Annotated in this window: 24 protein-coding genes; 6 read left to right on the plus strand and 18 right to left on the minus strand. The window is 69.3% G+C overall.

Annotated elements, in window-relative coordinates:
* Positions 1-136: 136 nt before the first annotated feature.
* The 4 genes from O9344_RS09655 to O9344_RS09670 form a co-directional block, all read right to left on the minus strand.
* Positions 137-595: an Arm DNA-binding domain-containing protein gene (locus O9344_RS09655; RefSeq protein WP_298475829.1), complete on the minus strand. Its 459-nt coding sequence runs from the start codon at positions 593-595 to the stop codon at positions 137-139.
* Positions 596-706: 111 nt separating this feature from the next.
* Positions 707-1510: an EamA family transporter gene (locus O9344_RS09660; protein WP_298475831.1), complete on the minus strand. Its 804-nt coding sequence runs from the start codon at positions 1508-1510 to the stop codon at positions 707-709.
* A 21-nt stretch (positions 1511-1531) separates the two neighbouring features.
* Positions 1532-1906: a VOC family protein gene (locus tag O9344_RS09665; RefSeq protein ID WP_298475834.1), complete on the minus strand. Its 375-nt coding sequence runs from the start codon at positions 1904-1906 to the stop codon at positions 1532-1534.
* Between the two features lie 13 nt (positions 1907-1919).
* Complete coding sequence (locus O9344_RS09670; protein WP_298475837.1) at positions 1920-3167, minus strand: flavin-dependent oxidoreductase; 1248 nt, start codon at positions 3165-3167, stop codon at positions 1920-1922.
* Between the two features lie 186 nt (positions 3168-3353).
* On the opposite strand from O9344_RS09670, the gene O9344_RS09675 reads away from it, so the two are divergent.
* Complete coding sequence (locus O9344_RS09675) at positions 3354-4007, plus strand: hypothetical protein (RefSeq protein WP_298475840.1); 654 nt, start codon at positions 3354-3356, stop codon at positions 4005-4007.
* Here O9344_RS09675 and O9344_RS09680 read toward each other — a convergent pair.
* The 8 genes from O9344_RS09680 to O9344_RS09715 all read right to left on the minus strand — a co-directional run bounded on the left by O9344_RS09680 (position 3988) and on the right by O9344_RS09715 (position 9871).
* Positions 3988-4422, minus strand: a complete 435-nt coding sequence (locus tag O9344_RS09680; RefSeq protein ID WP_298475843.1) for a universal stress protein — start codon at positions 4420-4422, stop codon at positions 3988-3990. The two genes, O9344_RS09675 and O9344_RS09680, sit on opposite strands and share 20 nt — an antisense overlap.
* Positions 4423-4484: 62 nt before the next feature.
* Complete coding sequence (locus O9344_RS09685) at positions 4485-5498, minus strand: TIGR01620 family protein (RefSeq protein WP_298475845.1); 1014 nt, start codon at positions 5496-5498, stop codon at positions 4485-4487.
* A complete protein-coding gene (locus tag O9344_RS09690; protein WP_298475848.1) occupies positions 5495-6931 on the minus strand; it encodes a YcjX family protein in 1437 nt (478 codons plus the stop codon). The genes O9344_RS09685 and O9344_RS09690 overlap by 4 nt, the downstream gene beginning before the upstream one ends.
* Complete coding sequence (locus tag O9344_RS09695) at positions 6931-7458, minus strand: histidine phosphatase family protein (protein ID WP_363321931.1); 528 nt, start codon at positions 7456-7458, stop codon at positions 6931-6933. The genes O9344_RS09690 and O9344_RS09695 overlap by 1 nt, the downstream gene beginning before the upstream one ends.
* A gap of 55 nt (positions 7459-7513) precedes the next feature.
* On the minus strand, positions 7514-8413 hold the full coding sequence (locus tag O9344_RS09700; RefSeq protein WP_298475851.1) for a DMT family transporter: 900 nt from the start codon (positions 8411-8413) through the stop codon (positions 7514-7516).
* Positions 8414-8525: 112 nt separating this feature from the next.
* Entirely contained in the window at positions 8526-8846 is a 321-nt protein-coding gene (locus O9344_RS09705) for a 2Fe-2S iron-sulfur cluster-binding protein (protein ID WP_298475854.1), read from the minus strand.
* Between the two features lie 166 nt (positions 8847-9012).
* Positions 9013-9381, minus strand: a complete 369-nt coding sequence (locus O9344_RS09710; protein WP_298475857.1) for an Hpt domain-containing protein — start codon at positions 9379-9381, stop codon at positions 9013-9015.
* Positions 9382-9568: 187 nt separating this feature from the next.
* Positions 9569-9871, minus strand: a complete 303-nt coding sequence (locus O9344_RS09715; RefSeq protein WP_298475860.1) for a hypothetical protein — start codon at positions 9869-9871, stop codon at positions 9569-9571.
* A gap of 193 nt (positions 9872-10064) precedes the next feature.
* Here O9344_RS09715 and O9344_RS09720 point away from each other — a divergent pair, with 193 nt between their 5' ends.
* Complete coding sequence (locus tag O9344_RS09720) at positions 10065-15500, plus strand: hypothetical protein (protein ID WP_298475864.1); 5436 nt, start codon at positions 10065-10067, stop codon at positions 15498-15500.
* Positions 15501-15607: 107 nt separating this feature from the next.
* Here the strand turns inward: O9344_RS09720 and O9344_RS09725 are convergent, their stop codons facing one another.
* From O9344_RS09725 to O9344_RS09740, 4 genes are read right to left on the minus strand one after another with little or no spacing between them, the layout of a single operon-like run.
* Positions 15608-16225, minus strand: a complete 618-nt coding sequence (locus O9344_RS09725) for an ABC-type transport auxiliary lipoprotein family protein (protein WP_298475867.1) — start codon at positions 16223-16225, stop codon at positions 15608-15610.
* A 20-nt stretch (positions 16226-16245) separates the two neighbouring features.
* Entirely contained in the window at positions 16246-17580 is a 1335-nt protein-coding gene (locus O9344_RS09730) for an MlaD family protein (RefSeq protein WP_298475870.1), read from the minus strand.
* Between the two features lie 15 nt (positions 17581-17595).
* The gene (locus O9344_RS09735) at positions 17596-18372 is read right to left on the minus strand and encodes an ABC transporter ATP-binding protein (RefSeq protein WP_298475873.1); all 777 of its coding nucleotides are present in this window, start codon (positions 18370-18372) and stop codon (positions 17596-17598) included.
* 9 nt (positions 18373-18381) lie between these two features.
* Positions 18382-19518: an ABC transporter permease gene (locus O9344_RS09740; RefSeq protein ID WP_298475876.1), complete on the minus strand. Its 1137-nt coding sequence runs from the start codon at positions 19516-19518 to the stop codon at positions 18382-18384.
* Between the two features lie 170 nt (positions 19519-19688).
* On the opposite strand from O9344_RS09740, the gene dgcN reads away from it, so the two are divergent.
* Positions 19689-20741 (plus strand): N-acetyltransferase DgcN, encoded by a 1053-nt coding sequence (gene dgcN, locus O9344_RS09745; RefSeq protein ID WP_298475879.1) that lies wholly within the window; start codon positions 19689-19691, stop codon positions 20739-20741.
* A 9-nt stretch (positions 20742-20750) separates the two neighbouring features.
* The gene (gene dgcA, locus O9344_RS09750) at positions 20751-21734 is read left to right on the plus strand and encodes an N-acetyl-D-Glu racemase DgcA (protein WP_298475882.1); all 984 of its coding nucleotides are present in this window, start codon (positions 20751-20753) and stop codon (positions 21732-21734) included.
* Here the strand turns inward: dgcA and O9344_RS09755 are convergent.
* On the minus strand, positions 21704-22906 hold the full coding sequence (locus O9344_RS09755; protein WP_298475886.1) for an MFS transporter: 1203 nt from the start codon (positions 22904-22906) through the stop codon (positions 21704-21706). The genes dgcA and O9344_RS09755 overlap by 31 nt on opposite strands.
* Positions 22907-22991: 85 nt before the next feature.
* Here O9344_RS09755 and O9344_RS09760 point away from each other — a divergent pair, with 85 nt between their 5' ends.
* The gene (locus O9344_RS09760; protein ID WP_298475889.1) at positions 22992-24047 is read left to right on the plus strand and encodes a hypothetical protein; all 1056 of its coding nucleotides are present in this window, start codon (positions 22992-22994) and stop codon (positions 24045-24047) included.
* Between the two features lie 31 nt (positions 24048-24078).
* On the opposite strand, the gene O9344_RS09765 is transcribed toward O9344_RS09760, so the two are convergent.
* Complete coding sequence (locus O9344_RS09765; protein ID WP_298475892.1) at positions 24079-25053, minus strand: threonine/serine dehydratase; 975 nt, start codon at positions 25051-25053, stop codon at positions 24079-24081.
* Between the two features lie 165 nt (positions 25054-25218).
* Here O9344_RS09765 and O9344_RS09770 point away from each other — a divergent pair, with 165 nt between their 5' ends.
* Positions 25219-26406 carry a glycosyltransferase gene (locus O9344_RS09770; RefSeq protein ID WP_298475895.1) on the plus strand — a complete coding sequence of 396 codons (1188 nt, stop codon included), beginning with the start codon at positions 25219-25221 and terminating at the stop codon, positions 26404-26406.
* The last annotated feature ends 2 nt before the right edge of the window (positions 26407-26408 follow it).

The following is a 26408-nucleotide window of genomic DNA, read 5'->3' on the forward strand; positions in this document are numbered from 1 at the left end:
GATCTTCGCAATCGTCTCCACAACCAGCATCCCAAACTCGCCTCCGATCAACCCGGAGGCACTGTGGACCCAACATCGCGGGGGTCCCGTTTGGACGCCGATCACCCCGAAAACGGGGTCCTTATTCCACGCCTATCTACAGCGGGTCGAGCCGGGCAAGGTGGTAATGCCATTGCTCGCGGGTCGAGGCGCGGATTTTCTTTTTCGCGATGATGCCCTCGGCGAGCACCTTGAAGGTGGAGGCGTCTCGCGCTGCCTGCTCGGCCTCCTTACGCTTGCGCTCCTCCTCCCAATGGCGGCGCGGGTGGATGCCCTGGGCGACGAGGCGCCGGGCCTCCTGATGCTTCTCACGCGCCGCCGCGAGCGAAAGATCGGGATATGCGCCGTAGCTGATGTCGTCCTGCTTCCCGTTGATCCGGGCCGTCCAGCGCCACAGTCGGCCGCCGGCCTTTGTGACGAGGACGTAGAGGCCGTCCTTGTCGGCCACCTTGCGGGGCTTGTCGCCCTCGGGCCGGAGCGCGCGCAGGGCGGCGTCGGTGAGGCCGTCTCTCTTCCTCTTGATGGTACGCAGCGCGGGTTTCGTCTGGTCCGTCATGGTATCGGGCACCTCCTACCATCGGAGATACCATATTCGTGGCTGGATGCCAGCCGAGGGACGCGGAGAGAGAGCGAGCGTCACCGACAGGAGAACGCTGGAATTACGCGATCAATGGAGAGCGTGGCGGAGGGTGGCGGAACGTGCCGGAACCGCATCGACTATCTGGCTGAGGTAGACTGGCCCGCCGACCTGCTGCAGGCGAAAGAACATGGCGAGATTCGCCCCCGTCGCCACCACCTGGGCGGCGATGAGCAGGGGCACCGACGCCACCGCCGCAAGGCCCGTCATTCCCTCCCCCGACGCGAAGACCGCACTGAAGAGCAGCCCCGCCGCGACGAGGTTGATGGCCGAGGCGAGCGACAGCGAATCCGCACCGGCCGGCCAGTTGTGGGAGCGGTAGACGTTGCCGGAGGCGAGGCAAACCGGGATCATCAGCCCGAGCAGCACCCAGCCGAGAGGGGCCTCCGCACTGCTGGCATCGCCCCGGAAGGCGATGATGACGAGGACCCCGGCAAGGCCCACGAGGATGCCGACGACGCCGAGGGCAGCCGGCAGACGGCGCGCCACCAGCGAGGCCACGGTCAGCGTCAGGATCGGCGAGAGCGCGAACATCACGGCGGTGAGGCCTGCGCCGATCTTCGGAATAACGATGAAGACGATGAGGTTCGGCAGCACGAAGGAGACCAGCGCGGCGATGAGGTAGTAAAGCCGGTGCGCGCCGGAAGGCGGCCTGCCCTTGAGGACGGCGCCGAGGGTCAGCAGCAGGCTCGCCCCCAACGTCGAGGCGAAGACCCATGAGGCCGGCGGCACGCCGGCCGCGGCCGCGAGCTTCTGCAGCGGGAAGGTAGATCCGAGGCAGAGGCCGCAGCCCATGAGGAGCAAGGCCGCCTCGCGCATCCGTGTGGCGCTCACGGCCGCCACCGCACCGGACGATCAGCCGGCCTTTGGCAGCGGCGCGCCGAAGGTGATGCGATTGCCGTCAGGATCGCGGACGGCGATTTCGCGCATGCCATAGGACAGGTCCTCGGGGCCGAAACTGATGGGACACGCCATCGCGACGAGCCCGGCATGGAGCCCGTCGACATCGTCCACATAGACATAGATCGACGAGGTGCCGAGGCCATCCGGCGATTGGCTGGCCGGCATCAGGTGCAGGGAGACGGTCTCGCGCTCAATGATGGCATAGGTCGGCGGCTCGCCCATGCCGAACTCGAGCCGGAAACCGAGCCGGTCGCGGTAGAAGGCAAGGCTCGCCGCCACGTCGCGGACGGTGAAAACGGCGCTGAAGCCCTTGAGCTGCGCCGCCATTCCGCCCTCCCCGTCAGGCTGCCCTGCGGTTGACCTTGTCCTGCGAGAAGCCCGCCGTCGAGGCATAGCCACGGACGATGGCCTTGCGCTCCTCGAAGGAGAGCACGGTGTCGATGTCGCTGAACCCATCCGGCGCGCGCTCCTCGACAGCGTCGATGACGCCCTCCGGGCCGCCCTTGCGGTTCATCCGCACGATCTGCGCGGTCATCGGCAGGCGCTCCTGCTCATAGGCCCAGAGCGCCTGGGCCGGATGCTCGGCCGAGACAAGGAGGTCGGCGAGGCAGCGCGCGTCGAGGATCGCCTGCGAGGCGCCGTTGGAACCGACCGGATACATGGGATGGGCGGCGTCCCCCAGCAGGGTCACGCGGCCGTGGCTCCAGCGCGGCAGCGGATCGCGGTCGCACATCGGATATTCCCAGAATTCCGGCGTCGCCTCGATCATCCGCTGCGCGTCCACGTAGGGAAGCGTGAAGCGCTTGAGGTAGGGCATGATGTCTTCGAACCGGCCGGGGCGCGACCAGTCCTCGCGGCGCGGCGGCGTGGCGTTGTTCTCGCCGATCTTGGCGGCGATGGCCCAGTTGGTGAGCTTGCGCCCGGGGGCGAGACCTTCGGCGATCGGATAGATCACCAGCTTGGCGCTCATGCCGCCGGCAATCACCATGGAACGGCCGGTGAGGAAATCCGGCCAGTCCACCGCCCCGCGCCACAGCATGATGCCGTTCCAGGCGGGCGGGCCTTCGGTGGGGAAAAGCGAGCGTCGGACAAGGGAATGGATGCCATCGGCGCCGATCAGCACATCGCCGGTGGCGGTGCGGACATGGCGGCCCTCGCGGTCGAAGAACCAGGCGGTGACGCCGCTCTCGTCCTGTTTGAAGGCGCCGAGACGGTGGCCGGTGAAGATACGGCTCTCGCCGAGGCGCGCGCGCACGGCCTGGTAGATGACCGTCTGCAGGCGGCCGCGGTGGATGGAGAATTGCGGCACGTCGAAACCGGCCTCCAGCCCACGCGGCTCGCGCCAGATCTCCTGGCCGAAGCGGTTGGTGTAGATGAGTTCGTGGGTGCGGATGGCAACGTCGTCGAGCCGCGGCAACAGGCCGAGCCCGGCCAGTTCCTTGATGGCGTGGGGCAGCGTGTTGATGCCGACGCCGAGTTCGCGGATCTCGGAGGCCTGCTCATAGACCTCGCAGTCGATGCCGCGCGCGGTGAGCATGAGCGCGGTGGTCAGTCCCCCGACACCGCCGCCGACAATGATGGCCTTCATGGAGCACTCCCGACGCGAAGGCGAAAACACGCGGCGGATCATGGCTTCGCGTCCCCCCGCAGGCAAGGGGCGAGCCCCCTCTGGCACGTGCAGGACGGCCCTGCGGGGCTCGTCGTCGTGCGGTAAGGTTACGCAGGGACGCGCCCCGGCTTCCGCGCCGGCCGCGTCACGTGTAGAGACGCGCCCATGACAGATGCCGCCCGCCTTGCGAACGACATGCCCCCCGCTGCCGATGACGGCCTCTGGCGCGACCATGAGGATCGTCCGATCTTCCGCCACAAGCCGAAGCTGATCGGGCCGGAGATCGTCTTCACGCTGCAGGACCGCGAGATCGCCTGGTCCGACGGGCGCGTATCGGGCAGCTTGCCGCTGCACCAGATCGAGAGCGTCAGGCTCGTCTTCCGCCCGGCCAATCTCTACACCAGCCGCTACCGGATCGAGCTGCGCCAGCGGCTCGGCAAGCGCATCTGGTTCTCCAACATCTCCTGGCGCGGCATGGTCGACGTCGAGGCGCATGACGCGCCCTACGCCGCCTTCGTGCGGCGGCTCTGCCCGGCCATCGCCAAGGCCTCGCCCAAGGCGCAGTTCATCGCCGGCGAACCGGCCTGGCGCTATCTCGCTGTGGCGGCGATCACGGCAGGCCTCGCCGTGTCGCTCGCCTATCTCGCGTTAGCGGCGCTGAAGCCGACCAACTGGGGCATGCTCACCCTGGTCGCCTTCATCGGCGGCTACACCATCTGGCAGATGTCGCTGTGGCTAAGGAAGAACCGTCCGGGCCGCTTCGATCCGCTCGCGCTGCCGGCCGACCTCCTGCCGTCCGTCAAGCCGCCTCGGGCCTGAGCGCCATCACCGAGCACTGGGCGTGACGCACGACATGCGCGGCGTTGGAGCCGAGCAGATAGGTGGCGAGCCGCGGACGGTGCGAGGCCATGACGATGAGATCGGCATGGGAGGCCTCCGCCTCCTCGAGGATCTCGTGATAGGGCCGGCCGAGCCGGACCCGCGTCCGCACCAGGTTTTGCGGCAGGCCGGACTTCACCGCGAGGTCCTTCAGCGTCTGCTCGGCCTCCGACATCTGCTTGGCGTGGAAATCGGCCGGCAGGTATTCTGCGGCCATCACCGGCATGTCCGGGACGACCGCGAGCAGCGTGATCGAGGCGCCGCTCTCGGCAGCGAGCTGCCTGGCGACGGAGAGAGCCTTGCTCTCGAGGCCGAGCTCGGCGGGGTCGACGGGGCAAAGGATGGTGTGGAACATGGCGGGTCTCCCTTGGATGGGAGAATGGAAGCACCGGCCGGAGCCCACCGCCTTGACGCCGGTCAAGCCCGCGGCGGCTGCTTGGCCTCGCCACGCCAGATCACTGCATCGCCGACGAGGTCGCGGAGATCCGGCTTCGGCGCGCCGATATAGGGCAGCGGCCGGGTGACCGCGATCGCGGTGATGCCGAGCCTAGCGGTCAGAAGCCCGTTCAGCACGCCCTCGCCGAGCTTGGCGGAGAGCTTGGCGGCGAGCCCCTGCCCCACCAGCTGGTCGAGGATCGTGTCGCCGGCCGCCATGCCGCCAGTCACCGCCATATGGCCAAGGACATGGCGAAGCAGCTTCCACATGCCGAGCGTGCCGGGCCGGCCGCCATAGAGCTCGGCAATGCGGCGGATGAGGCGCACGGCGGTAGCGAAGACCATGGCGAGGTCGATGGCAGCGCGCGGGCTCACCGCCGTCACGACCGAGACACGGCGGGCGGCCTCGGCGACGAGCCGCGTCGCCTCGCGGTCCAAAGGCTCCAGCAGCTCCCGCTCGACGATGCGAAGGCGCTGGAGCCCGTCGACGATGCCATCGGAGAAAGCGGCGGCGACGGTCGCCCGGCCGCGCGCGGTCCGGGCATTGCCGGCCATGGCGGCGAGGAGATCATCGGCGACCTTGCCCGCAGCGCGGTCCTCCCTGGCGAGCAGAGCGGCGGCGGCCCGATCGCGCAGGTCGTCGAGGCGGGCAAGGCTGCGCAGTGCCACCAGCTCGCGAATGGCGAGCGCCAGGCCGCCGACAAGGAACAGCGCCAGCGCCGCGACGCCGACCCAACCGAGCCAGGCGGCACGTGTGAACAGGTCGTCGATCAGCGCCGAGACGGCGAGGCCGAAAGCGAGCGTGACGAGGCCGCCGAGGCCGGTCCAGAACAGCCGGGCCCACCAGCTCGCCGGCTGCGGCGGCGGTGCAGCCAAGGCCTCCGCAGGCTCGGGCACGGTGCGCGATGGCACCGGCGCGTCGCTGGGCGGCGCGATCTCGACCGCCTCGGCGTCGAGGCGGAACACCTCGGGTTTCGGCTGGGATCCGCGGGTCATGCCAGGCGGTCTCCGATGAGGAATTCCACCGCGCGGTCGAGCCGGATATGCGGCAGGGCCTGGGTGGGATCGGCCTTCGGCGGCAGGAAGCGGACGAAGCGGTAGTCCTCGCCGCGGAAGGCGTCGGGGCCGTCGAAGAGGATGGTCGGGTCGGCCGGCAGCGCGCCGGGGAAGACGGCGACCTCCTCGGTGCCGGTAAAGGTCTCGGCACCCGCCCGCTCGCCGGGCAGCGGCGTACCGACAATACAGGGCAGGCTCTCGCCGCGGCGCGTGACGGTCGTCTCCCGCGTCGCGCGGAGCGCCGCGAGCGCCACGGCCTCCACCCCGGCGCCGGCGAAGCTGGCGCGGCGGATGGCGCGGTCGGTGAGCCGCCTCAACAGCGCCTCCAGACGGTCATGGCTGGTCTGGTGGAGATGGTCGGCCTTGGTGGCGGCGAAGAGGATGCGGTCGATCCGGCGTCCCAGCATGGACGAGAGGATCGAGTTGGCGCCCGGCCGGAAGGCGGTCAGGACGTCGGCAAGCGCCACTTCGAGATCGGCCAGCGCCGCGGGACCGGCATTGAGGGCGGCAAGCGCGTCGACCAGCACGATTTGGCGGTCGAGCGTGGCGAAATGGCGGGTGTAGAAGGGCATCACCACCAGCCGCTTGTAGCTCTCGAAGCGCCGCTCCATCAGCGCGGCGAGGCTATCGGCGGGGGGGACTCGCCCCGAAAGGTCGAGGGGCGCGAAGGTCAGCGCAGGCGAGCCTTCCATCTCACCCGGCAGCAGAAAACGGCCAGGCGGCAGGGTCGAGAGCGAGACGCGCTCGTCGCGGCAGGACTTGAGATAGCGGGTGAACTTGTCGGCGAGGCGCAGGGCCTCAGCCTCCCCACCCCGGCCGAAAGGCTCGGACTCGGCGGTGGCCGCGAGCCATTCGGCGGCGAGCGTGGCACGCGGCGCCCGGCGGGCGGCTTCGATGGAGAGACGCGACCAGTCCGCATAGGTCTGGCCGAGCAGCGGTAGGTCGAGCAGCCACTCGCCGGGATAGTCGACGATGTCGAGCGTGAGCGTCTTGCTGCTGCCGCGCATCAGGCCGGCATTGGATGCGAAGTCGATGGCGAGGCGGATCTCGCTGATGCGTTTCGTCCCCTCCGGCCAGTCCCGGCGGGCGGTGAGCGTCGCCAGATGCTCCTCGTAAGGAAAGCGCGGAATGCCGTCGTCGGCCTGCGACTCCAGGCGGACACGGGCGATGCGGCCCTGCGCCTGCGCCTCAAAGACCGGCCACCGCGAGGCTGTGAGAAGGCCATGGACGAGCGCGGTGATGAAGACGGTCTTGCCAGAGCGCGACAGGCCGGTGACGCCGAGGCGGAGCGTCGGGCTAGCCCAGTCGGTCGCATAGGCCGCGATGGACCTGGCGGCGAGCCGCGTCTCGTTCACCCAGCCGGTCCAGACCATCACTCGGCCTCTGGATCGAGGTCGCGGGGGACGATGAAGGCGACCAGCGTGCCGGAGCCCGCTCCGACATCGCGCCAGGAATGCGCCGCGCAGTCGATGATCGCGAGGCCGCCGGTCGGGTACTTGCGCGACAGGCGCCGCCGCTGGTCCTCGGGACCGGCGGCGATGAGGCCGGCTGCGAGGTCCTCGATGCCGGTGTTGTGGCCGACGAGAAGCAGAGTGGCGACGTCGTCCCCGGTTTCGCGGATGACGTTCAGCAATTGCCAGGGCGGCGCTTCGTAGATGCGCGGTTCGGGTTCGCCGGGCGGCAGCTGGGTCTGGCCGGCTCTGGCGAGCGCCCAGGTCTCGCGGGTGCGCTCGGCGGTAGAGACGATGACGCGGTCAGGAACGTAGCCGTTGCTGATGAGCCAACGGCCGAGGAGCGGCGCCGCCCTTCGGCCACGGGTGGCGAGCGGGCGGTCATGGTCGACCATGCCAGGCGGCCAGTCCGACTTGGTGTGTCTGAGCAGGATCAGCCGTCGCATCATGTCCTCGTCCGCCCTCATGTGCCCCCTCGCCTCCTCGCCGGCAAGGGTGACGGCCTCACGACGGTCGGCGCGGACGACGTTCCGACCAGATCAGATAGAGCCCGCTCGCCACGATGATGGCGGCCCCGGCGAAGACCTGGGGACCGGGGAAGACGTTGAAGACGAACCAGCCGGCGGCGACCGACCAGAGGAGCTGGGTATACTGCACCGGCGCGGAGACCGAGGCGGAGGCGAAACGGAAGGCCATCAGCATGAAGGACTGGGCGACGAGCTGGATGGCGGCGTTGAGCAGGATCGTCGCGACGAGCCACGGCGGCACGGGCTGCCAGCCCGGCAGGGCGAAGGCGAGCGCGATCAGGCAGATGAACAGGTTGAAGTAGAAGAGGATGGAGAGCGTCCCCTCGGTCTTGCCGAGGGCGCGGATGGCGACCATGGCGGCGCCCCAGGTCGCCGCCGAGACCACGGCGAGGACGGCGGCAAACGAGACGCCCTCAGGCCCCGGGCGGATGATGACGAGGGCACCGACAAAGCCGATGGCCACCGCGATCCAGCGGTTGAGGCCGACATGTTCGCGCAGGACGAGGCCCGACAGCATCACCACGAAGAAGGGCGTGACGAAGAGGATGGCGGTGGCGACCGGCAGGTCGAGTTCCCGCAGTGCCTCGAAATAGGCGAAGACCGAGACGGCCGAGAGCGCCGCGCGCAGGATATGGGCCTTGAGACGGCCGGTGCGCAGGGTCGCCCGGCCGCGCGCCATCTGGACCAGGATGATCGGCGTAAGGATGAGCAGGCTGGACGCCGAGCGCATGGCCATGATCTGCCAGCTCGGCGCTTCGGTGACGATGATCTTCAGGATCGCGTCGGCGATCGAGACCAGTGTGAAGCAGACGAATTGCGCGGCGATGGCGGGAAGCGGCCGGTCGGCGGTCTCGGGAGGCGCACCCGGCGCGGTCATGGCGCTCTTCTCCGCTCACGTCCCCCGGCTTCTCGCGGGTCCGGCGCCCGAGCCAAGCCCGGGCGGCACATGCGCGCCATGCGGCGGGCGGCGGCAGGCCGCCCGCGACGGGTCAGCCCTGGCGGGGCGGCGTGTGGATGACGAGGCCGTTCATGGCATCCGTCACCTTGATCTGGCAGGACAGGCGCGAGGTCGGCTTCACGTCGAAGGCGAAGTCCAGCATGTCCTCTTCCATGTGCGAGGGCTGGCCAGTGGTGGCGGTCCAGGCCTCGTCGACATAGACGTGGCAGGTGGCGCAGGCGCAGGCGCCGCCGCATTCGGCGACGATGCCGGGCACGCCGCTCTTGATGGCCGCCTCCATGACAGTCGAGCCTGTCGCGGCGTTCACCACGCGCTTCTCGCCGCCGTGGTCGATGAAAGTGATCTCAGGCATGGAGTCCCGTCCCTCACGCTGCGCCGATGCCAGCCGGCGCGCACAAAGCGAAACCGCCGCACGGCAGCGCGGCGGTCGATGATCGCCAGTCCTTAGCGAATGCCCCGGCGGCGCGCCAGTGGTCCCGTCACATGGCGGATCGCCGCAGCGCCGATGATCCGGTCGCTCAGGCGGCCTTCAAGAGGTTGGCGATGAAGCCATTGGCCTCGGTGACCGCCTGCTCGAGGCGGGCGAGGTCGTCCCAGGCCCGCGAGGAGAGATGATCGACCTGGTCGCATTCGACCGCCTCGGCCGCCTGGGCGACGCCGAAGGCGCCGATGCCGAGGGCCGAGCCCTTCAGCGTGTGGGCGGCCTCGGCCCAGGTCTTGGCACTGGTGGCATTGCGCAGCCGCTCCAGCATGGTGCGCGACTGACGCTCGAAGAGGGCGAGAACCTCGCGCTCGAGGTCGTGGTCGCCGAAGGTCTGCCGCGACAGATGGGTGAGATCGACGGGCATCGCCCCGCCAAGATGGTCGTCCGACATGATACGCGCCATGGTCATAGTGTCCCCTGATTGACCGCAGCCGCAGGGTTGCGGCCGTTTTGTCCCGGAGGAGGTATGTCCTCCCCTCTCCCTGTGGCCCGACCTTGGCAGGCGAGCGGCGAAACAGCGGTTAAGACGACCGGCGAAAGACACGGATTCGCGAGGCGCGGTTGACCTTTCGTAAATGGCGCGGGCGGCCTCAGGCGCCGGTCGGCGGCTCTTTGCCAACGGCGCGATAACCCTCGGCGGTGAGGCGGCAGACGAGCCAGTCGGGCTTGGTCGGATTGGCAAACCAGGGCGCCGCCCAGCCCGCATCGAGGCAGGAACGGATGGTCGCCTTCGGCACCGTGCGGCCTTGTGGATCGAAGAGCGGCAGTTTTCCACCGGGCTGGTCCACGCCCCGCAGCAGCCAGCGGCGCTGCGCATCGGTCGGCTGAAGGGCGGTGGACGCTGCGGCAGCGGGGCGCCGGCGTCCCGGCACGCGGGTCGATGGGTCAGTCATGGTTACTCATCCGTTAACGATGAATCTCAAACTGCACGCGCCTACGGTTTCATTCCTTAGGGCCCCCCGGTAGATTACACGGTGCGGCGGACTGTTGTCTGCCACTGGTGGTGGTTGCGTCCGAGAGGCACCTGGGACGTGGCGCAGGCCGGTGGATCGACGGTCGGCAGTCAGTAAGGATGCGGGCGACACCATGGCGAACACTCCGAAGAAGGCTCAGGATCCGGCCGAAGCGGCTCTCGCGGCCATCCAGGATGCTCTGAACCTGGCGAACGAGGACCCGTCCAAGGCGGGCCGGACCAGCGGTGGCGCTCCCCGCAACGGCGATGCCATGCGGGTCGATGACGACCTCTTCGCCGACAGCCGCCGCAGCGAGGGCGTCGTCTCGCCGAGCCAGCCGCCGGCAAATGATGACCGCCGCGACCTCGCGCAGATGCTGGAGCGCCTGTCGCGCCGCCCCTCTTCCGCGCCGTTGTGGATCGCCGCCCTTCTCTCCACCCTCTGGCTCGGCGGTGGCCTGTTCATCACCTTCCGTGCCTATGGCGGCACGCTGCCCGACCCGATGGCGCCGCAGACCCTGACGCTGGCCGCCGTCCTGCTGCTGCCTGTTCTCTTCTTCTTCGTCATGGGCGCACTGATCCGCCGTTCGCAGGAAATGCGCATCGTCGCCCAGGGCATGAGCGAGGTCGCCCTGCGCCTCGCCGAGCCGGAGACGGTCGCCCGCGAGGCCGTCGTCTCGGTCGGCCAGGCCATCCGCCGCGAGGTCGCCGCCATGGGCGATGGCGTGGAGCGGGCCCTCGCCCGCGCCGGTGAGCTCGAGACGCTCGTCCATAACGAGGTCGCCTCGCTCGAGCGCGCCTATAGCGACAACGAATTGCGCGTGCGCGCCCTTATCGAGGAGCTCGTCAACCAGCGCGAGGCCATCGTCTCCAATGCCGAGCGCGTCCGTTCCGCCATGACCGGCGTACACGAGCAGGTCGCTGGCCAGATCGCCGATGCCAGCGAGCAGCTGAGCCGCCGTATCGACGAGAGCGGCATGCGCGTGACCTCCTCGCTTGGCGAGAAGGCGGAGGCCATCACCCTCGCCCTCGGCCGCGCCGGCGACACGATGATCGACCAGATCCAGCTGCGCGGCGCCGACATCGTCGACCGCCTCGCCTCGACCAGCGACGAGGTGACCCGCGCCCTCTCGACCACGGGCGACCGCGTTACCTCGGTGCTGACCGACACCGGCAACATCGTCACCGTCACGATGGCCGAGACCGGCACCAGCATGGCCGCCAAGCTGTCCGAGACCGGCACGGCCATGACCAACCACCTGGCGCTGACCAGCGCCGAGATCACCCAGGCCATCGCGTCCCGCTCGGACGAGGTGTCGGCGCGGCTGAAGGACACCGGCGAGAGCCTGGTCGCCGAGCTGTCGGCCCGCACCGGCGAGGTGTCGCAGACCCTGCGCTCCACCGGCGAGACGCTCATTGGCGAGCTCGCGGCCCGCAGCGGCGAGGTCGCCGGCACCCTGCGCGAGACCGGCGAGGCGCTGATCAGCGAGCTGTCGGAGCGCGGCGGCTACGTCTCCTCGACCCTGCGCGAGACCGGCGAGACGCTGATCGACGAGCTGTCGCTACGCGGCAACGAGGTCACCAGCCGCCTGAAGGACACCGGCGAGAGCCTTGTCTACGAACTGTCGACCCGCGGCGGCGAGGTCAACGCCGTCCTCAAGTCGACGGCCGAGACCCTCGTCTACGAACTCGCCACCCGCGGCGGCGAAGTCACCACGACGCTGCGCGAGACCGGCGAGGCCTTCGTCTCCGAGCTGTCGCTGCGCGGCAACGAGGTCACCACCCGCCTGCGCGATACCGGCGAGCGTCTCGTCGGCGAACTCACCGAGCGTGGCTCGGAGGTCGTCGGCAAGCTGGAGACCACCGGCAGCTACGTGGCCGAGACCATCACGGTGCGCGGCGGCGCCCTCGCCGACCGCATCGCCGATACCGGCGACAAGCTGCACGAGACCGTCACCACCCATGGCGACGAGCTCGACAAGCGCCTCGCGGTCACCGGCCAGCTCATCGCCGAGGCCATCACCCAGCGCACCGCCGAGGCCAAGAACGCCATCGGCGACGTTGGCATCCAGGTGGTCGAGAGCCTGACGGAGAAGGCCCAGGACGTCCAGCTGGCGCTGCACCGCGCCAGCGAGACGGTCACCACGGCCATCTCCGAGCGGACTGCCAGCCTGCGCGAGGAGATCGAACTCGCCGGCACCGGCGTCCTGTCGTCCTTCGCCACCCAGGGCGCGGACCTCACGATGCGCATCGAGAGCATCGGCAACCATGTGACCGACACCCTCGCCGCCCGTGGCGATGCCGTCACCCGCGAGCTGCAGCGCGTCGCCGGCGAGGTCACCGAGGCCGCGACCGCCCATGGCGAGCATGTCGCGACCCGCATCTCGCAGAATGTCGTCGCCCTCGATGAGGCGGTCGCCCGCCACTCCAACGGCTTCGAGAGCCGCATCGCCGGCTATGCCACGTCGATGGAGGATGCGTTCAGCCGCTACACCTCCGGCTTCGACACGCGCATGGCCGAGCAGGCGGCCCATCTCGAGGACGCCTTCATCCGCTATACCTCCGGCTTCGACACCCGCGTCGGCGCCCATGCGACCCAGCTCGAGGACGCGATCGTGCGTCACACCTCGTCCTTCGAGGGCCGCGTCGCCCATTATGCCGCGACCATCGAGGACACGGTCGGCCGCCACGCCCTCAACATCGAGGACAGCGTCAGCCGCCTGACCGCCGATTTCGAGAGCCGCGTCGGCACCCATACCTCGACGCTCACCGAGCAGGTTGCGAACCATGCCGCCCTGCTCGACCACAAGCTGACCGGCCACATCGCCGTTCTGGACGAGACCATCGCCGGCAAGGGCACCGCGCTCGCCGACCGCATCGCGGCCGACAGCCGCGAGTTCGCCGAGCGGGTCGCCCAGCAGTCGGCGGAGATCTCGGAATCGCTCGACGGCCGCCTCGCCCGCATCGACCAGGCGCTGGACACCCGCGCCCAGGCCTTCAACGAGACCCTCGCCAATCGCACGCTCGAACTCGCCAAGGTGCTCGGCGAGGGCGGCAAGGCGGTGACCGAGGCGCTGGAGAACAAGTCGGCGGAGATCACCTACAACCTGACCTCCAAATCCGACGAGATAGCCACCAACCTCGCGGCCAAGTCCGACGAGATCGCCAGCAACCTCGCCGCCAAGTCCGACGAGATCGCCTCGACGCTGGCGAGCAAGTCCGAGGAGATCACCCGCATCCTCTCCGACAAATCGGCAGACGTGACATACTCCCTCGCCGCCAAGTCCGGAGAGATCACCCGTCTGCTCACCGACAAGGCGGACGAGGTCACCTACACCCTCACTGCCAAGTCCGACGTCATCGCCGCGACGCTGTCGGAGAAGGCGGACGAGATCAACCGCACCCTCGGCGGCCGCGCCCTCGAGGTGGCCGAGACGCTCGACACCCGCGTCGCGCGCTTCGAGGAGGTCGTGGTCGGCCGCCTGGAGACCGTGTCGCAGACCCTCGATGCCCGCGGCTCGCACATTGCGGAGACGCTGACGGAGAAGGTCGAGGCGGTGACGCAGACCCTGCGTGCCAATGCCGACGAGGTGGAGCGGACCCTGTCCGTCATCTCCAGCGACATCACCCAGGGCCTGTCAACCCGCGTCAACGAGATCAACGCCGTCCTAGGCGCCCGCTCGACGGAGCTCGCCGCGCTGCTCGACGATCGCGGCAACACCCTCGTCACCCGCCTCGGCGACAACGGCATGCAGATCACCAATGAGGTCAGCCGTGTGGGCGACATCGTGGTGCGTGCGCTGGAGAACCGCGGCGGCGCCATCGCCGAGGTCATCGGCCAGAAGGGCGCGGAGATCACCCGTGTCCTGTCGCAGACCGGCCTTGACGTTACCCGCGGCATCACCGACTCCAGCGAGCAAGCGGCCCGCGTGCTGGCCGAAAGCTCGCAGACCGTTCGCTCGGAGATCGATGCGGGCACCCGCGAGAGCGTCGTGACCCTCACCGCGACCAACGAGCAGCTGCGCTCGGAGATCGCCTCGCTGCTCTCGCGCCTCGGCGAGACCAACGGCTCTCTGCGCGAGATCGCCACACGCACCGAGCAGTCGCTCGCCGCCGTCAATGCCGAACTTGGCGAGCGTATCGGCCAGTTCACCGCTTCCGCCGAGACCGCCTCGACGGCCGCCGACACCTCGACCCGCATGCTCAACGGCCAGATCAGCCAGCTCACCACGGTGGCCGGCACGGTCCTGCGCGACGTGTCGACCCTCTCGGAGCGCTTCGACGGCCAGGCCCGCCTCCTCGGCGCGGCCGCCGAACAGGTGGAGGAGATGCAGCAGCGTCTCGACGCCTCCTTCGAGGCGCGCCGCGAACTCATCGAGGCGCTGGTGACGCATCTCGCCTCGAAGACCGAGGACATGGACAATCTGGTGAAGAGCTTCACCGGCCTCCTGGACGACAATCTCGGCACGGCGGAGAGCCGCGCCCGCGAGATCGGCCGGGTGCTAGTCGAATCGACCAACCAGACGACCCAGGCCATCGGCGAGCAGGCCGAGGCGCTTCGCCTCGCCACCGGCAAGGAGCGCGAGCGCACCACCCATGCCATGCGCTCGGCTTACGAGCAGGCGACGCAGGAGATGCACGGCCTGTTCCGCGAGGCTGCCGAGCGGTTTGAGACGCTCACCGCCGGCATGAAGGCGATGAGCAACGAGATCCAGCGCGAACTCGCCGAGACCCGCGACCAGCTCACCCGCGGCATGGTCGAGATCCCGAAGGAGACGCAGGAGAACACCGCGGCCATGCGCCGGGTGGTCGCCGACCAGATCAAGGCGCTGGCCGAGCTCAACGACATCGTCGCCAAGTCCGGACGTGCTTTCGACGTGAGCGAACCGGCTGCCCCGAGCCGCCGCACCAGCCGCGATGAGCCGGCCCCGGCCCTGCGCGGCACGGTCGCCGAGGTCGCCCGTCCCGAGCCGCGGCCAGAGCCGGTGCGCGAGGCCCCGCGGGCCCGCCTGCCGGAGACCCGTGCTCCTGAGACGCGCGCTCCCGAGGCACGCCCGCCGGAGAACCGTCCGGCCGAGCCGCGCCGCGAGGCCCCTGCCCGCGCCGAGGCTCCGAAGGCCGCCGACCGGTCCGGTGGCTGGCTGTCGGACCTGCTCGCCCGCGCCTCGACCGAGGACGGCTCCGATCAGCCGCTGCGCCCGGCCCCGCGCCGCAACCCGCCGCCGGCGGCCCTCGACAATCTCGACGCGCTGTCCTCGGACATCGCACGGATGGTCAATCACGACGCCGTTGCGGAGCTCTGGGACCGCTGGCGCCGTGGCGAGCGCAATGTCTTCTCGCGCCGTCTTTACACGACGCAGGGCCAGCAGACTTTCGACGAGCTGCGCCGCCGCTACCGCCGCGACACGGATTTCCGTGACACGGTCGATCGGTACATCGACGAGTTCCAGCGCCTCCTCGGCGACGTCGACCGCAACGATCGCGACGGCAGCCTCGCCCGCTCCTACCTGACCTCCGAGACGGGCAAGGTCTTCACCCTGCTCGCCCATGCGAGCGGAAGGTTCGACTGACGCCGGCACGACAGGCCAACATGACGAGGGCGCCGCGAGGCGCCCTTTTCGTTGGGCCGGACTGGTGAAGGAAAAGGTCGCCGCACTCAGGGCGCGGCGTGGACGGGTCAGACCTGGCCGGTCGCCCAGATGACGATCTCGCCGAGCACACCCTGGACGGCGGTGTTGAAGGCAGCGGAGACATTGCCGGCATCGATGCCGGCGGTCGGGGCGCGGCCGGTGAAGACCCGGCCGGCGAGGATGCGGCCGGAGCGGTCATTGACCAGCTTCACCGAAAGTTCGACCACGACCTCCGTCGCGCCGCCGGCGACGACCTCAAAGGAGCGCACGTCCGCGATCAGCTGCCAGTCGGAGGCGAGGCGGTCACCGGGCCGGCCGACCGAACGCAGCCGGTTGGCATTCTCGAAGGCCTGGATGAGGCGGGCCTGCAGCAGCTTCGGCAGGCGGTCGGCCCAGGCCCCGTCTGACAGATAGGAATAGGCGCCACCAGGCCCGCGCACGGCAATGCGCTCGGTGTCGAGGCTGGCAATGGCCTTGGGCTCGACAACGATCAGCTGGCCGCGCACCGCGCCGGCGCGGGCCGGAAAGGTCGATGGGGCGGTGATGTCGAAGGCGCGAGGGACATTGGAGGACGAGCAGCCCGCCAGCAGCACGAGGCCTGCAAGGGCGGTGACCGCGAAGCGTCCCGCCCGCCGATGACCCGGATGTCCACTGCCGTTGCGCAAACCCGAACCTCAGTTCCGCCCTAGCGGCGATTGTATTCGGGCACGCCCGAGCCGCCGAAGATGAACCGCTGCGGGTTGCGCTCCAGGGACCGCAATGTCCGCTCCAGTTCCGACAGCGTGCGCCGGCCGTCGGCCGACAGGGATTGAATATCGCGGATCGTCCGATCCGTGAAGCCGGAGATAGAGGTCGACAGCTGCGCGGTGCGGGTGTCGAGGCGTTCGGCCAGCGTTCGGATCGACCGCGCCGTCGCGGTGAATTCGGCGAACATGCCGTTGCCCCCGTCGCCAGAGAAGCTCCTCAGCAGCGTGTCGAGGCGGTCGGCCATGCCGTTGAGCTTGCCCGAGACCTCGGTGGCGTTCTTCAGGAGCGCATCGACATTGGCGGAATTGTCGCCGAGCGCCTGAGTGAAGCGGTCGATATTCGCCATGGCCCGGCCGATGCGCTCGCTGTCGAGCGACTGAATGACGCGGTCGGCGCCGGCCAGCGTCCGGTTGAGGGCGCGCACGTCGAAGGTGGTGGCAACCTCGTTCACGGTGCCGAGCGTCTGGGTCAGGGAATTGGTCGCCGTACGGGCGTCGCGCAACAGGTCGGCGAGGTTCTGGCTCTGGGCGTTGAGGCCACCGGTCAGCTCATCGATGTTCTTCAGGATCGAGGTGATGCGGCCGGGCTGGGCACCCTCCATCATCGATTCGACCTGGGCCGTCACCCGGTCGAGCCGCTGGGTCAGCGCGGCGATCTGCCTGGAGGCGTCGCCCACCTGGCCCAGGAAGTCGCGGATGCCGTCGGAATTGTCGCCGAGCGCGGCGGTGAAGCGCTCGACATTGTTCAGGCTGCGCTGGACCGAGCCCTGCCCCTCCGCCACGAGGCGGTCGAGGCGCTCGACGAGGCCATTGAGGGTGTTCATGGTCTGCTGGGCGCCCGACATGATGTCGGAGCCGCCGGGCACATCCGGGCCGATCTTCGGCGGCACGCCGGCCTCGCGCTGCAGTGGCCGTGCCGGCTCCGGGCCATTGGCGAGGTTCACCGAGGCGATGCCCGAGAGCAGCGCCACGTTGAGGCCGGCGCGGGTGGCGCTGGAGATGGGCGTGCCGGGCTGCAACGCGACGACGGCGACGACCTTGCGGGGGTCGTTGGGGTCGATGTCGATGCGCCGAACCTCACCCTTGCGGATGCCGTTGAAATAGACCGGCGAGCCGGTGCGCAGGCCGCCGACCGCGCCCGAGAAGACGATGCGGAAATCCTCGCGATCCTGGCGATCGCTGACGCGGAGGAACCACCACAGGAACAAGGCGAAAGCTGCCATGATCCCGAGGGTGAACAGGCCGATCAATGTGGTGTTGGCCTTGGTCTCCATGTCCGCAGGTCGTCCTCAGGCCCTGACCCCGGCGGCGCGGGCGCGCTCGCCACCGAAATATTTCCGCAGCCACGGATGGGGATGGCGGAGCATGTCCGCCATTGTGCCCGTGGCAATCACCCGGCCCTCCGCAAGGGCTGCGATGCGGTCGCAGATTCGCGCCAGGCTATCGAGATCGTGGGTCACCATATACACCGTCAACCCCAAGGTGTCCCGCAAGGTCCTGATGAGCGTATCAAATTCCTCGGCGCCGATGGGGTCGAGGCCCGATGTCGGCTCGTCGAGGAAGACGATCTCGGGGTCCAGCGCGAGGGCCCGCGCCAGCGCCGCGCGTTTGATCATGCCGCCCGACAGTTCGGAGGGAAATTTGTCACCGGCGTCGGGTCGCAGGCCGACCATGGCGATCTTGAGCCGGGCGATCTCGTCCATCAGCGGCTCGGACAGCTTGAGATACTCGCGCAGCGGCACCTGGATGTTCTGCTTGACGGTCAGCGAGGAGAACAGCGCGCCATGCTGGAAGAGCACGCCCCAGCGGCGCTCCACCGCCTTGTGCTCGGCGCGCGACAGGCCGTCGAGGTTCTGGCCGAAGGCCTCGATCGTGCCGCGCCGCTTCGGTACGAGGCCAAGAATGCAGCGGGTGAGCACGGACTTGCCGGTGCCGGAGCCGCCGACGACACCCAGCACCTCGCCGGGCTGAACGTCGAGGTCGAGGCCGTCGATGATGAGCCGATCGCCGAAACCGATGGCGAGATCGCGGACCGAGATGATGGAGTCGGTTGCGGGTGCGTCCATCGTCCTGTCTCAGTAGCCGAGGCTGGCGAAGAACATGGCGAAGAGCCCGTCCATGACGATGACGAGGAAGATGGCCTTCACCACCGAGGCGGTGGTCTGCTGGCCGAGGCTTTCGGCCGAGCCCTTGACGCGCATGCCCTCGATGCAGGCGACGAGGCCGATGATCAGCGCCATGAAGGGGGCTTTTGCGAGACCGACCCAGATGTGGCGCTGTGACACTTCTTCCTGCATGCGTGACAGGAAGATGTCGAAGGGGATGTTGCCGTAGATGTTGGCGACCATGGCGCCGCCAGCGATCGCGGAGAGGTCGCCGACGAAGGTGAGGATCGGCAGGCCGACGATGAGGGCGATCATCCGCGGCAGGACCAGGACCTCGACGGGATTGAGGCCCATCACCTTCAGCGCGTCGATCTCCTCGCGCATCTTCATCGAGCCGATCTCGGCGGTGAAGGCCGAGCCGGTGCGGCCCGCCACCATGATCGAGACGATGAGCACGCCGATTTCGCGCAGTGTCAGGATGACGACGAGGTCGACGACATAGGTGTCGGCGCCGAAATCACGGAAGAAGAAGATGCCCTGCTGGGCGATGATGCCGCCGATGAGGAAGGTGATCAGCGCCATGATGGGCACGGCGCGGAAGACGATGTGGTCCATCTGCGTGACCACGGCCGGCAGGCGGAAGCGTCCCTGGCCGGTGAAGATGCTCCCGGCCGCGAGCACAACCTCGCCGAGGAAGGAGGCGAGCGCCACGAGGTCGCGGCCCGCCTCGACCATCTGCTGGCCGACCTTGTCGACGGCGAGCGCGAGGGCCGGCCGGGGCCGCGGCGGCGCCTCGGGAGCAGTGGCCAGACCTTCGGCAATGTCGGCATAGAGCGTTGCCGTCGCGCCATCCAGGCCGGAGCGGTCGACGGGCACGCCGCGCGCGCCAAATCCGGTCTCGATGCCGCGCACCAGCGTGCCGCCGAGCGTATCGAGGCGCGAGACGCGGGAGAGGTCGAGGCTGACGGCGGCGGGCGTCCCCGCCTCGGCGAGGAGCCGCGTCACCTGCGGCTCCATGTCGCCGGCGGTCTCGGCCGTCCAGGCTCCGGCGAGCGCCACGGTCAGGCGGCTGCCGTCGACCCTCGTCGCGAGTTCAGCATGCGCCACGGGCGTCCTCGTCGGCGGCGCGTCCAGGCCGCCGCACGGCGACCGAAGCGCGAATTTCGATAAGTCGCATGCGCCCGCTCCGCTTCACAGGCGACGCCACACCTTCCATAAAGGTCCCGCCCGGCGCCGTCGAGGTCGCCGTCTCTCGTCTCTCTTGTGCAGGCTGCCCCATGGAACTCGCCAAGCCCTATCTCCTTTTCCTCGGGGATGTTCACGACCAGCTCGCCGCCAAGACCGCGCAGGGCATCGTCGACTGGCGCCGCGACTGGTGCGTCGGCCAGGTCCGCCTCGAGGGCTGCAAGGCTGATACGGGCCTGAAGGACCTGACAATCACCCAGGGTGCCAAGGCCGGGGCGAAGACGCTCGTTGTCGGCGTGGTCAATGCCGGCGGCGTCCTGCCCGACCACTGGATCGACAGCATAGTCGCCGCCATCGAGGCCGGAATGGACGTCGCGACCGGCCTGCATGTGAAGCTGTCGTCGATCCCGAAGATCGCCGCCGCCGCCAAGAAGCACGGCCGCCAGCTCCACGACGTGCGCCACTCGACCCAGACTTTCCCGACGGGCAAGGGCGGGCTGCGCTCGGGCAAGCGACTGCTGATGGTCGGCACCGACTGCTCGGTCGGCAAGAAGTACACCGCCCTCGCCATGGAAAAGGGCATGCGCGACCGCGGCTTCGACGCCGATTTCCGCGCCACCGGCCAGACCGGCATCTTCATCTCCGGCCGCGGCGTTGCCGTGGACGCCGTGGTGGCCGACTTCATCGCCGGTGCGGCGGAGTGGCTGACCCCTGCCGCCGATCCGCTGCACTGGGACGTGGTCGAGGGCCAGGGCTCGCTGTTCCACCCCTCCTTCGCCGGCGTGACGCTGGGCCTGCTGCATGGCGCGCAGCCCGATGCCTTCATCGTCTGCCATGAGCCGACCCGCCGCACGATGCGCGGCGTCCAGACGCCCCTGCCCTCCATCGACGAGGTCATCGAGCAGACGGTCAATCTAGGCCGCCTGACCAATCCGGCGATCATCTGCACGGGCCTGTCCATCAACACCGAGCACCTCTCGGAGGACCAGGCCTTCACCTATCTCGACCGCCTGTCGCGCGAATATGAGCTGCCGGCGACCGACCCGGTGCGTTTCGGCGTCGAGCCGCTGGTGGATGCCCTCGCCGAGCTCTATGGCGAGCCCGAGCCGAAGCCGAAGAAGAAGCCCGCCCGCAAGGCGAACTGAGGCATCGCCATGACATCGCGTGAGCTTACCGTCCGCACCGAGCGCTGGCCGATCGCGGGCAGCTTCACCATTTCCCGCGGTTCGCGGACGGAGGCGGTGGTCGTCGTCTGCGAGATCCGCCAGGGCTCGGCCATCGGCCGGGCGGAATGCGTGCCCTATCCGCGCTATGGCGAATCGGTCGACGGCGTTGCCGCCGACATCGAGGCCATGTCCGACGCGCTGGACAACGGCCTTGATCGGCAAGGGCTGATGGCGGCGATGAAGGCGGGTGCCGCCCGCAACGCCATCGACTGCGCGCTGTGGGATCTCGAGGCGAAGCTTTCGGGCAAGCGCGCCTGGGAGCTCGCCGGGCTCCCCGCGCCAAAGCCGCTGACCACCGTCTACACGATCTCGCTGGGCGCCCCCGCCGAGATGGCCGAGCGCGCCGCGGCCTGTGGCCGCCCGCACCTCAAGATCAAGCTCGGCGGCGCGGGCGATGCCGACCGGCTCGCCGCCATCCGCGCGGCGGTGCCGCAGGCGACCCTCGTCATCGACGCCAATGAGGGTTGGACGCCGGCCAATCTCGAATCGAACCTTGCGGTCTGCGAGCGCTTCGGCATCGCGCTGGTCGAACAGCCCCTGCCCGCCTCCGACGACGAGGCGCTGAGGCACGTGCGCCGACCGATCCCGATCTGCGCCGACGAGAGCGTCCACGACCGGCCCTCGCTCTCCAAGCTCGCCGGCAAGTACGACGCGATCAACGTGAAGCTCGATAAGACCGGTGGCCTCACCGAGGCGCTGCTGCTGGTGGCGGAGGCCGAGCGGCTTGGGCTCAAGATCATGACCGGCTGCATGCTCGGCACGTCGCTGTCCATGGCGCCGGCGACGCTGGTGGCGCAGCGCGCCTTCCTCGTCGATCTCGATGGGCCGCTGCTGCTTAAAGAGGACCGTCCGGAGGGCCTGCGCTACGAGGGCGCCACCGTCTATCCGCCCGCCCCCTCGCTCTGGGGCTGAACGGGGGCGGCGGGGCGCGGAACCGGCATGGCCCGCGCCACCGCCGTGACGAGGATGCCGGCCGCACAGAGGCCGGCCATCGCCACATAGGCGCCGACGCCGGTGCGGGCATAGAGATAGCCGGCAATCAGCGTCGACAGCGCCATGGATCCACCGATGGCGACCGACACCGTCCCCTGCCCGCTCGCCCGCTGATGCGGCGGCAAGCGCGCGGCGAGATAGGACATGGTCCCGAGGTGGACCAGGCCGAAGCCGGCGGCGTGCAAAAGCTGCAGCGGGGCGTTGATCCACAGCGGCGGATCGAGCGCCATGACGATCCAGCGCAGCAGGCCGCCCGCCCCGCCAATGAGCAGGAAGGTGGTCGGCCGCCAGTCCTTGGTGAAGCGCGTCGCCACCCAGAACATGACGATCTCGGCGAGGACGGCGATGGCCCAGAGCGTGCCGACGGTGAAGCCGGAATAGCCGATGGCCTTCCAGTGGATGGATGCGAAGCCGTAGTAGACGGCGTGGCTGCCCTGGAGCAGCGCCGCGGCGATCATGATCAGCACGAAGCGCTGGTTGAAGAAACCGGGTCCCGAGGGCGCGACCGAGCGCTCGGGACGGTCGTGCACCAGCATGATCGAGGCGATGGCGAGCGGCACGAGGCTCGCCCAGATCATCCATGCGATCCATTCGGGGGCGATGATGGTGAGGATGATGCCGCCCGCGATGTTCGCCGCCATGAAGGCGACCGATCCCCAGACGCGGATGCGGCCATAGTCGAGCGTCCGCCGCGCGACACCCGCGAGGCCATAGGCATCGGTCAGCGGCACGAGCGGGCTCCAGACCAGCCCGGTCAGGATCACGCCGATCAGGATCATGGTGAAGCCGTCGGCGAGCGCCACGCCGATGAAGGCGACGGCGGTCGCAAAGCAGCAGATGGCGATGGCGTAGGACAGCGTCCCCGCCTTGTCGGCGAGATAGGTGACGACGGGGGTTGCGAGGAGCCGCACGAGCTGGCCGCCGGCGAGGATCATGCCGACCTGCGCGTCGGCGAGGCCCTTGGTCTTCAACCAGACCGGGAAAAACGGCTGGTGCAGGCCGAACCCGATGAACATGGCGGCGTAAAACAGCGACAGCCGCGTCGCAAAGCGCCTGGAATCGTCCGATTTGGTAATGGGGACACGGACCATTAAGATTTTCGGTGAGAATCGGCTGTCGCCATTGTTCTAGACCGTCCCCACCCGTCCTGCGAGAGCGCGCTTCCGGATGACCGACGTGATCCAACCGCCTGCCACGCGCCCCCAGGGCTCGCTGGTCGAGGCCGACTATGAGGCCATCGAGCAGGCCGTCATGGAGACGGCGCGTGGGCGCTGGTTCCTCGCCGAATATGCCCGGCGCAACCGCCACGCCGATACCGGCGCCGTGCTCGATGCCATCGGCCGGCTCGAGGGCGCGATGAGCGCCAGGCCCTCAGGCGACCTTGAACGCGTGCGCCTCGACATCCGCGAGATGGCCCATGCCATCGCCCGCACCAAGGCCGAGATCGCCGCCATCAAGCCGGAAGGCGCGACCACCCAGGCCGGCCATTTCGAGGACGCCTCGGTCGAGCTCGACGCCATCGTCCAGGCCACCGAGACGGCCACCGGCGACATCCTGTCGGCTGCCGAGACAATCCAGGAGATCGCCTGGACGCTGCGCGAGATGGGCGCTGAGAACGAGGTCTGCGACCTCATCGACACCAAGACCACCGACATCTACACGGCCTGCTCTTTCCAGGACATCACGGGTCAGCGCACCCGCAAGGTCATCAACGTGCTGCGGTTCCTCGAGGAGCGCATCGACACGATGATGGCGATCTGGGGAGAGCCGCTGGTGGCCCCGTCGTCGGCGGCCCCTTCGCTGATGAACGAGGCGACAAAGCCGGTCAGCGAGGAAGCCGCGCTGCTCAATGGGCCGGCCAAGCCCGGTGAGGGCCTCGTCCAGTCCGATGTCGACATGATGCTCGACGATGGTCTCTTCGCCGATGGGCAAGAGGCTGAGGTGTCCCAGGCTGAGGTGCCCCGGGCTGCCGTCGCTCCGGCTCCCGAACCGGCTCCGGCCCCTGCGCCCGCCGCTCCGGTGATGGCGCAGCCGGCCCCGGCCATGCCCGCGATCGAGGACGTGCCCGCGACCGCCCGCGCCACCGCCGCTGCCGCCCTCTCGACCGACGATCGCCCGCTGGCCGAAACGCCGCGGGCGCCGCGCACCGATGCGCCACTCGCGCCGGGCCTCGGCGCGGTCGAGGAGATCGAGAAGCTCAACTTCGTCGAGAAGGTCGCCCTGACGAGCTGATCGCCGTCAGGGTCGCACCGGTGGCGCGGTCTCAGGCCACCAGCGTGGCGAAGAGCGCCGGGTCGACGTTGCCGCCCGACACCATCGCGCCGACGACCTGGCCCTTCACGTCGAGCCGGCCTGCGAGCAGCGCTGCCAGCGGCACGGCGCCCGACGGCTCCACCACCAGCTTCAGCTCGCGGAAGGCGAAGGCCACCGCACGCTTCACCTCGTCTTCCGTGACGACGAGACCGCCGGCGACGAGAGGCTTGTTGACGGCGAAGGTGAGCTCGCCCGGCATGGCTGCGAGCAGTCCGTCGCAGATCGAGCCGCCGCGCCGGGTGTTGGCAACGCGCTCGCCGCTGTCGAAGGAGCGGGCGTGGTCCTCGAAGCCCTCCGGCTCCACCGAGTAGATCTTCGCTTTCGGGGCTTTCTCGTGGACGGCGAGGGCAACGCCGGCGAGCAGGCCGCCGCCGGAGCAGCAGACCAGCACTGAATCGGGGGCAAGCCCTTGGGCGACAAGGTCGTCCATCATCTCGCTGCCGGCCGTGCCCTGGCCCGCCATGATGTAGAAATCGTCATAGGGCGGCACGACGACAGCGCCGCGGGCAGCGGCAATGTCGCGGGCCATGGCCTCGCGGTCGTCCTTCTCGCGGTCGAAGAGGATGACCTCGGCGCCGGCGGCGGCGGTCCGCTCGCGCTTCAGGGCCGGCGAGTCCTTCGGCATGAGGATGGTCGCGCGGATGCCAAGGAGCTTGGCGGCGGTGGCGACGCCCTGGGCGTGGTTGCCGGAGGACATGGCGACAACGCCGATGGCCTTGCGATCCTCCGGGATGCGCGACAGGCGGTTGTAGGCGCCGCGGAACTTGAAGGAACCGGTGCGCTGCAGTGGCTCGGCCTTGAGGAAGACGCGGGCGCCGGTGATGGCGTCGAGCTCGTGGGAGGTGACGAGCGGCGTGCGGCGGATGACACCGGCGATGACACGGGCGGCGTCGGCGACGTCGGCGGCGGTGGGCAGGACGGCCATGGCAGTTTCCTTCGCGCTGGTGTGAACCTTATGGGCGAGGCGGCCGATGCGGACAAGTCAGCCTTTGTCCGGCCGGCGATCACCGACGCTGATGGCGAAAGCTGCGACGCCGCCGCCCTCGCCTTCCTGACGCACAGCGGCTAGAGACGGCGCCGGAGGCTCCGCTTGAACGATCCGACCGCCCTTCCCCGACCGACGACGGCTCCGGCCGGCCGGCCGTTCCAGGTGCTGATCCTGATGAGCCGCACCGGCGGTGGTCATCTTGCGAGCGCGCGCGCCTTGGAGGCGGAGCTGCTGCGCCAGCGGCCGGACAGCAAGGTCACCATCGTCGATATGCTGACCGACCACCTCGCCTTCCCCTTCTCGCGGATGCCAGCGACCTACGACACGGTGGTGAACCGCACGCCGCGCGTCTGGCACGCCATGTGGCGCATGACGGCGCTCGGGCCGGTGGCGCGGCCGACGGCGGCCGTGGTGCGGCGTCTGTCCAAGGCGCGGCTCGAGGCGCTGATCCGCACGACCCAGCCGGATCTCGTCATCTCCGTCCATCCGCTGGTCAACGACCTGATGGTGCCTGTGCTGCGCCGCATCGCCCCGCACAGCCGCTACGTCACCGTCGTCACCGATCTCGGCGGCATTCATCCGTCCTGGCTGCACCGGCAGAACGATGCCGTCTATCTGCCGACGGCGCGCGCCATCGAGGTGGCGCTGCGGCGTGGGCTGTCCCGCGAGCGGCTGCATGCCCTTGGCCTGCCGGTGCGGGCGGACTTTGCCCGAGCGCCCGCCGACCGCGGCGAGACGCGGCGCAGCTTCGGGCTCGATCCTGACCTCCCGGCGATCCTCGTGATGGGCGGCGGCGGCGGCATTGGCCCCATCGCCGCCATTGCCGAGGCCATCGCGGCCGCCCTCGTCCCTGCGGGCAACGCGTCACCTGCGGCGCAGGTCGCCGTGGTCTGTGCCGGCAATGCGAAGCTCAAGGCCGAACTCGAAGCGAACTGGTGGCCGGTTCCGGTGACGCCGCTCGGCTTTGTCGACCGGATGAGCGACCTGATGGGCGCCTGCGACTTGCTCATCACCAAGGCCGGGCCCGGCACCATCGCCGAGGCCAGCATTCGCGGCCTGCCGATGATCCTCTACGGCTTCATTCCCGGACAGGAGGGGGCGAATGTCGACCACGTGGTCGATGCCGGGGCCGGCCTGTTCGAGCCTGATGTCGGGCGTCTCGCAGCCGAGGCGGCGGCCCTGATGACCACTGACCGCCCGCGGCTCGACGCCATGGCGGAGGCCGCCCGTCAGCTCGGCCGTCCCGAGGCGACGCGCGAGATCGTCGCCTCGATCCTCGCCCACACCTGAGA

Origin of the sequence: Phreatobacter sp. (assembly GCF_027532945.1) — a bacterium.
Lineage (GTDB): Bacteria > Pseudomonadota > Alphaproteobacteria > Rhizobiales > Phreatobacteraceae > Phreatobacter.

Coding starts and splice junctions, on each gene's coding strand:
- O9344_RS09720 (WP_298475864.1), top strand. CDS start 10,065: ATGGCGAACACTCCGAAGAAGGCTCAGGATCCGGCCGAAGCGGCTCTC.
- O9344_RS09715 (WP_298475860.1), bottom strand. CDS start 9,871: ATGACTGACCCATCGACCCGCGTGCCGGGACGCCGGCGCCCCGCTGCC.
- O9344_RS09665 (WP_298475834.1), bottom strand. CDS start 1,906: ATGGCGGCGCAGCTCAAGGGCTTCAGCGCCGTTTTCACCGTCCGCGAC.
- O9344_RS09695 (WP_363321931.1), bottom strand. CDS start 7,458: ATGATGCGACGGCTGATCCTGCTCAGACACACCAAGTCGGACTGGCCG.
- O9344_RS09710 (WP_298475857.1), bottom strand. CDS start 9,381: ATGGCGCGTATCATGTCGGACGACCATCTTGGCGGGGCGATGCCCGTC.
- dgcN (WP_298475879.1), top strand. CDS start 19,689: ATGGAACTCGCCAAGCCCTATCTCCTTTTCCTCGGGGATGTTCACGAC.
- O9344_RS09765 (WP_298475892.1), bottom strand. CDS start 25,053: ATGGCCGTCCTGCCCACCGCCGCCGACGTCGCCGACGCCGCCCGTGTC.
- O9344_RS09700 (WP_298475851.1), bottom strand. CDS start 8,413: ATGACCGCGCCGGGTGCGCCTCCCGAGACCGCCGACCGGCCGCTTCCC.
- O9344_RS09705 (WP_298475854.1), bottom strand. CDS start 8,846: ATGCCTGAGATCACTTTCATCGACCACGGCGGCGAGAAGCGCGTGGTG.
- O9344_RS09755 (WP_298475886.1), bottom strand. CDS start 22,906: ATGGTCCGTGTCCCCATTACCAAATCGGACGATTCCAGGCGCTTTGCG.
- O9344_RS09730 (WP_298475870.1), bottom strand. CDS start 17,580: ATGGAGACCAAGGCCAACACCACATTGATCGGCCTGTTCACCCTCGGG.
- O9344_RS09670 (WP_298475837.1), bottom strand. CDS start 3,167: ATGAAGGCCATCATTGTCGGCGGCGGTGTCGGGGGACTGACCACCGCG.
- O9344_RS09680 (WP_298475843.1), bottom strand. CDS start 4,422: ATGTTCCACACCATCCTTTGCCCCGTCGACCCCGCCGAGCTCGGCCTC.
- O9344_RS09655 (WP_298475829.1), bottom strand. CDS start 595: ATGACGGACCAGACGAAACCCGCGCTGCGTACCATCAAGAGGAAGAGA.
- O9344_RS09735 (WP_298475873.1), bottom strand. CDS start 18,372: ATGGACGCACCCGCAACCGACTCCATCATCTCGGTCCGCGATCTCGCC.
- O9344_RS09690 (WP_298475848.1), bottom strand. CDS start 6,931: ATGGTCTGGACCGGCTGGGTGAACGAGACGCGGCTCGCCGCCAGGTCC.
- O9344_RS09675 (WP_298475840.1), top strand. CDS start 3,354: ATGACAGATGCCGCCCGCCTTGCGAACGACATGCCCCCCGCTGCCGAT.
- dgcA (WP_298475882.1), top strand. CDS start 20,751: ATGACATCGCGTGAGCTTACCGTCCGCACCGAGCGCTGGCCGATCGCG.
- O9344_RS09685 (WP_298475845.1), bottom strand. CDS start 5,498: ATGACCCGCGGATCCCAGCCGAAACCCGAGGTGTTCCGCCTCGACGCC.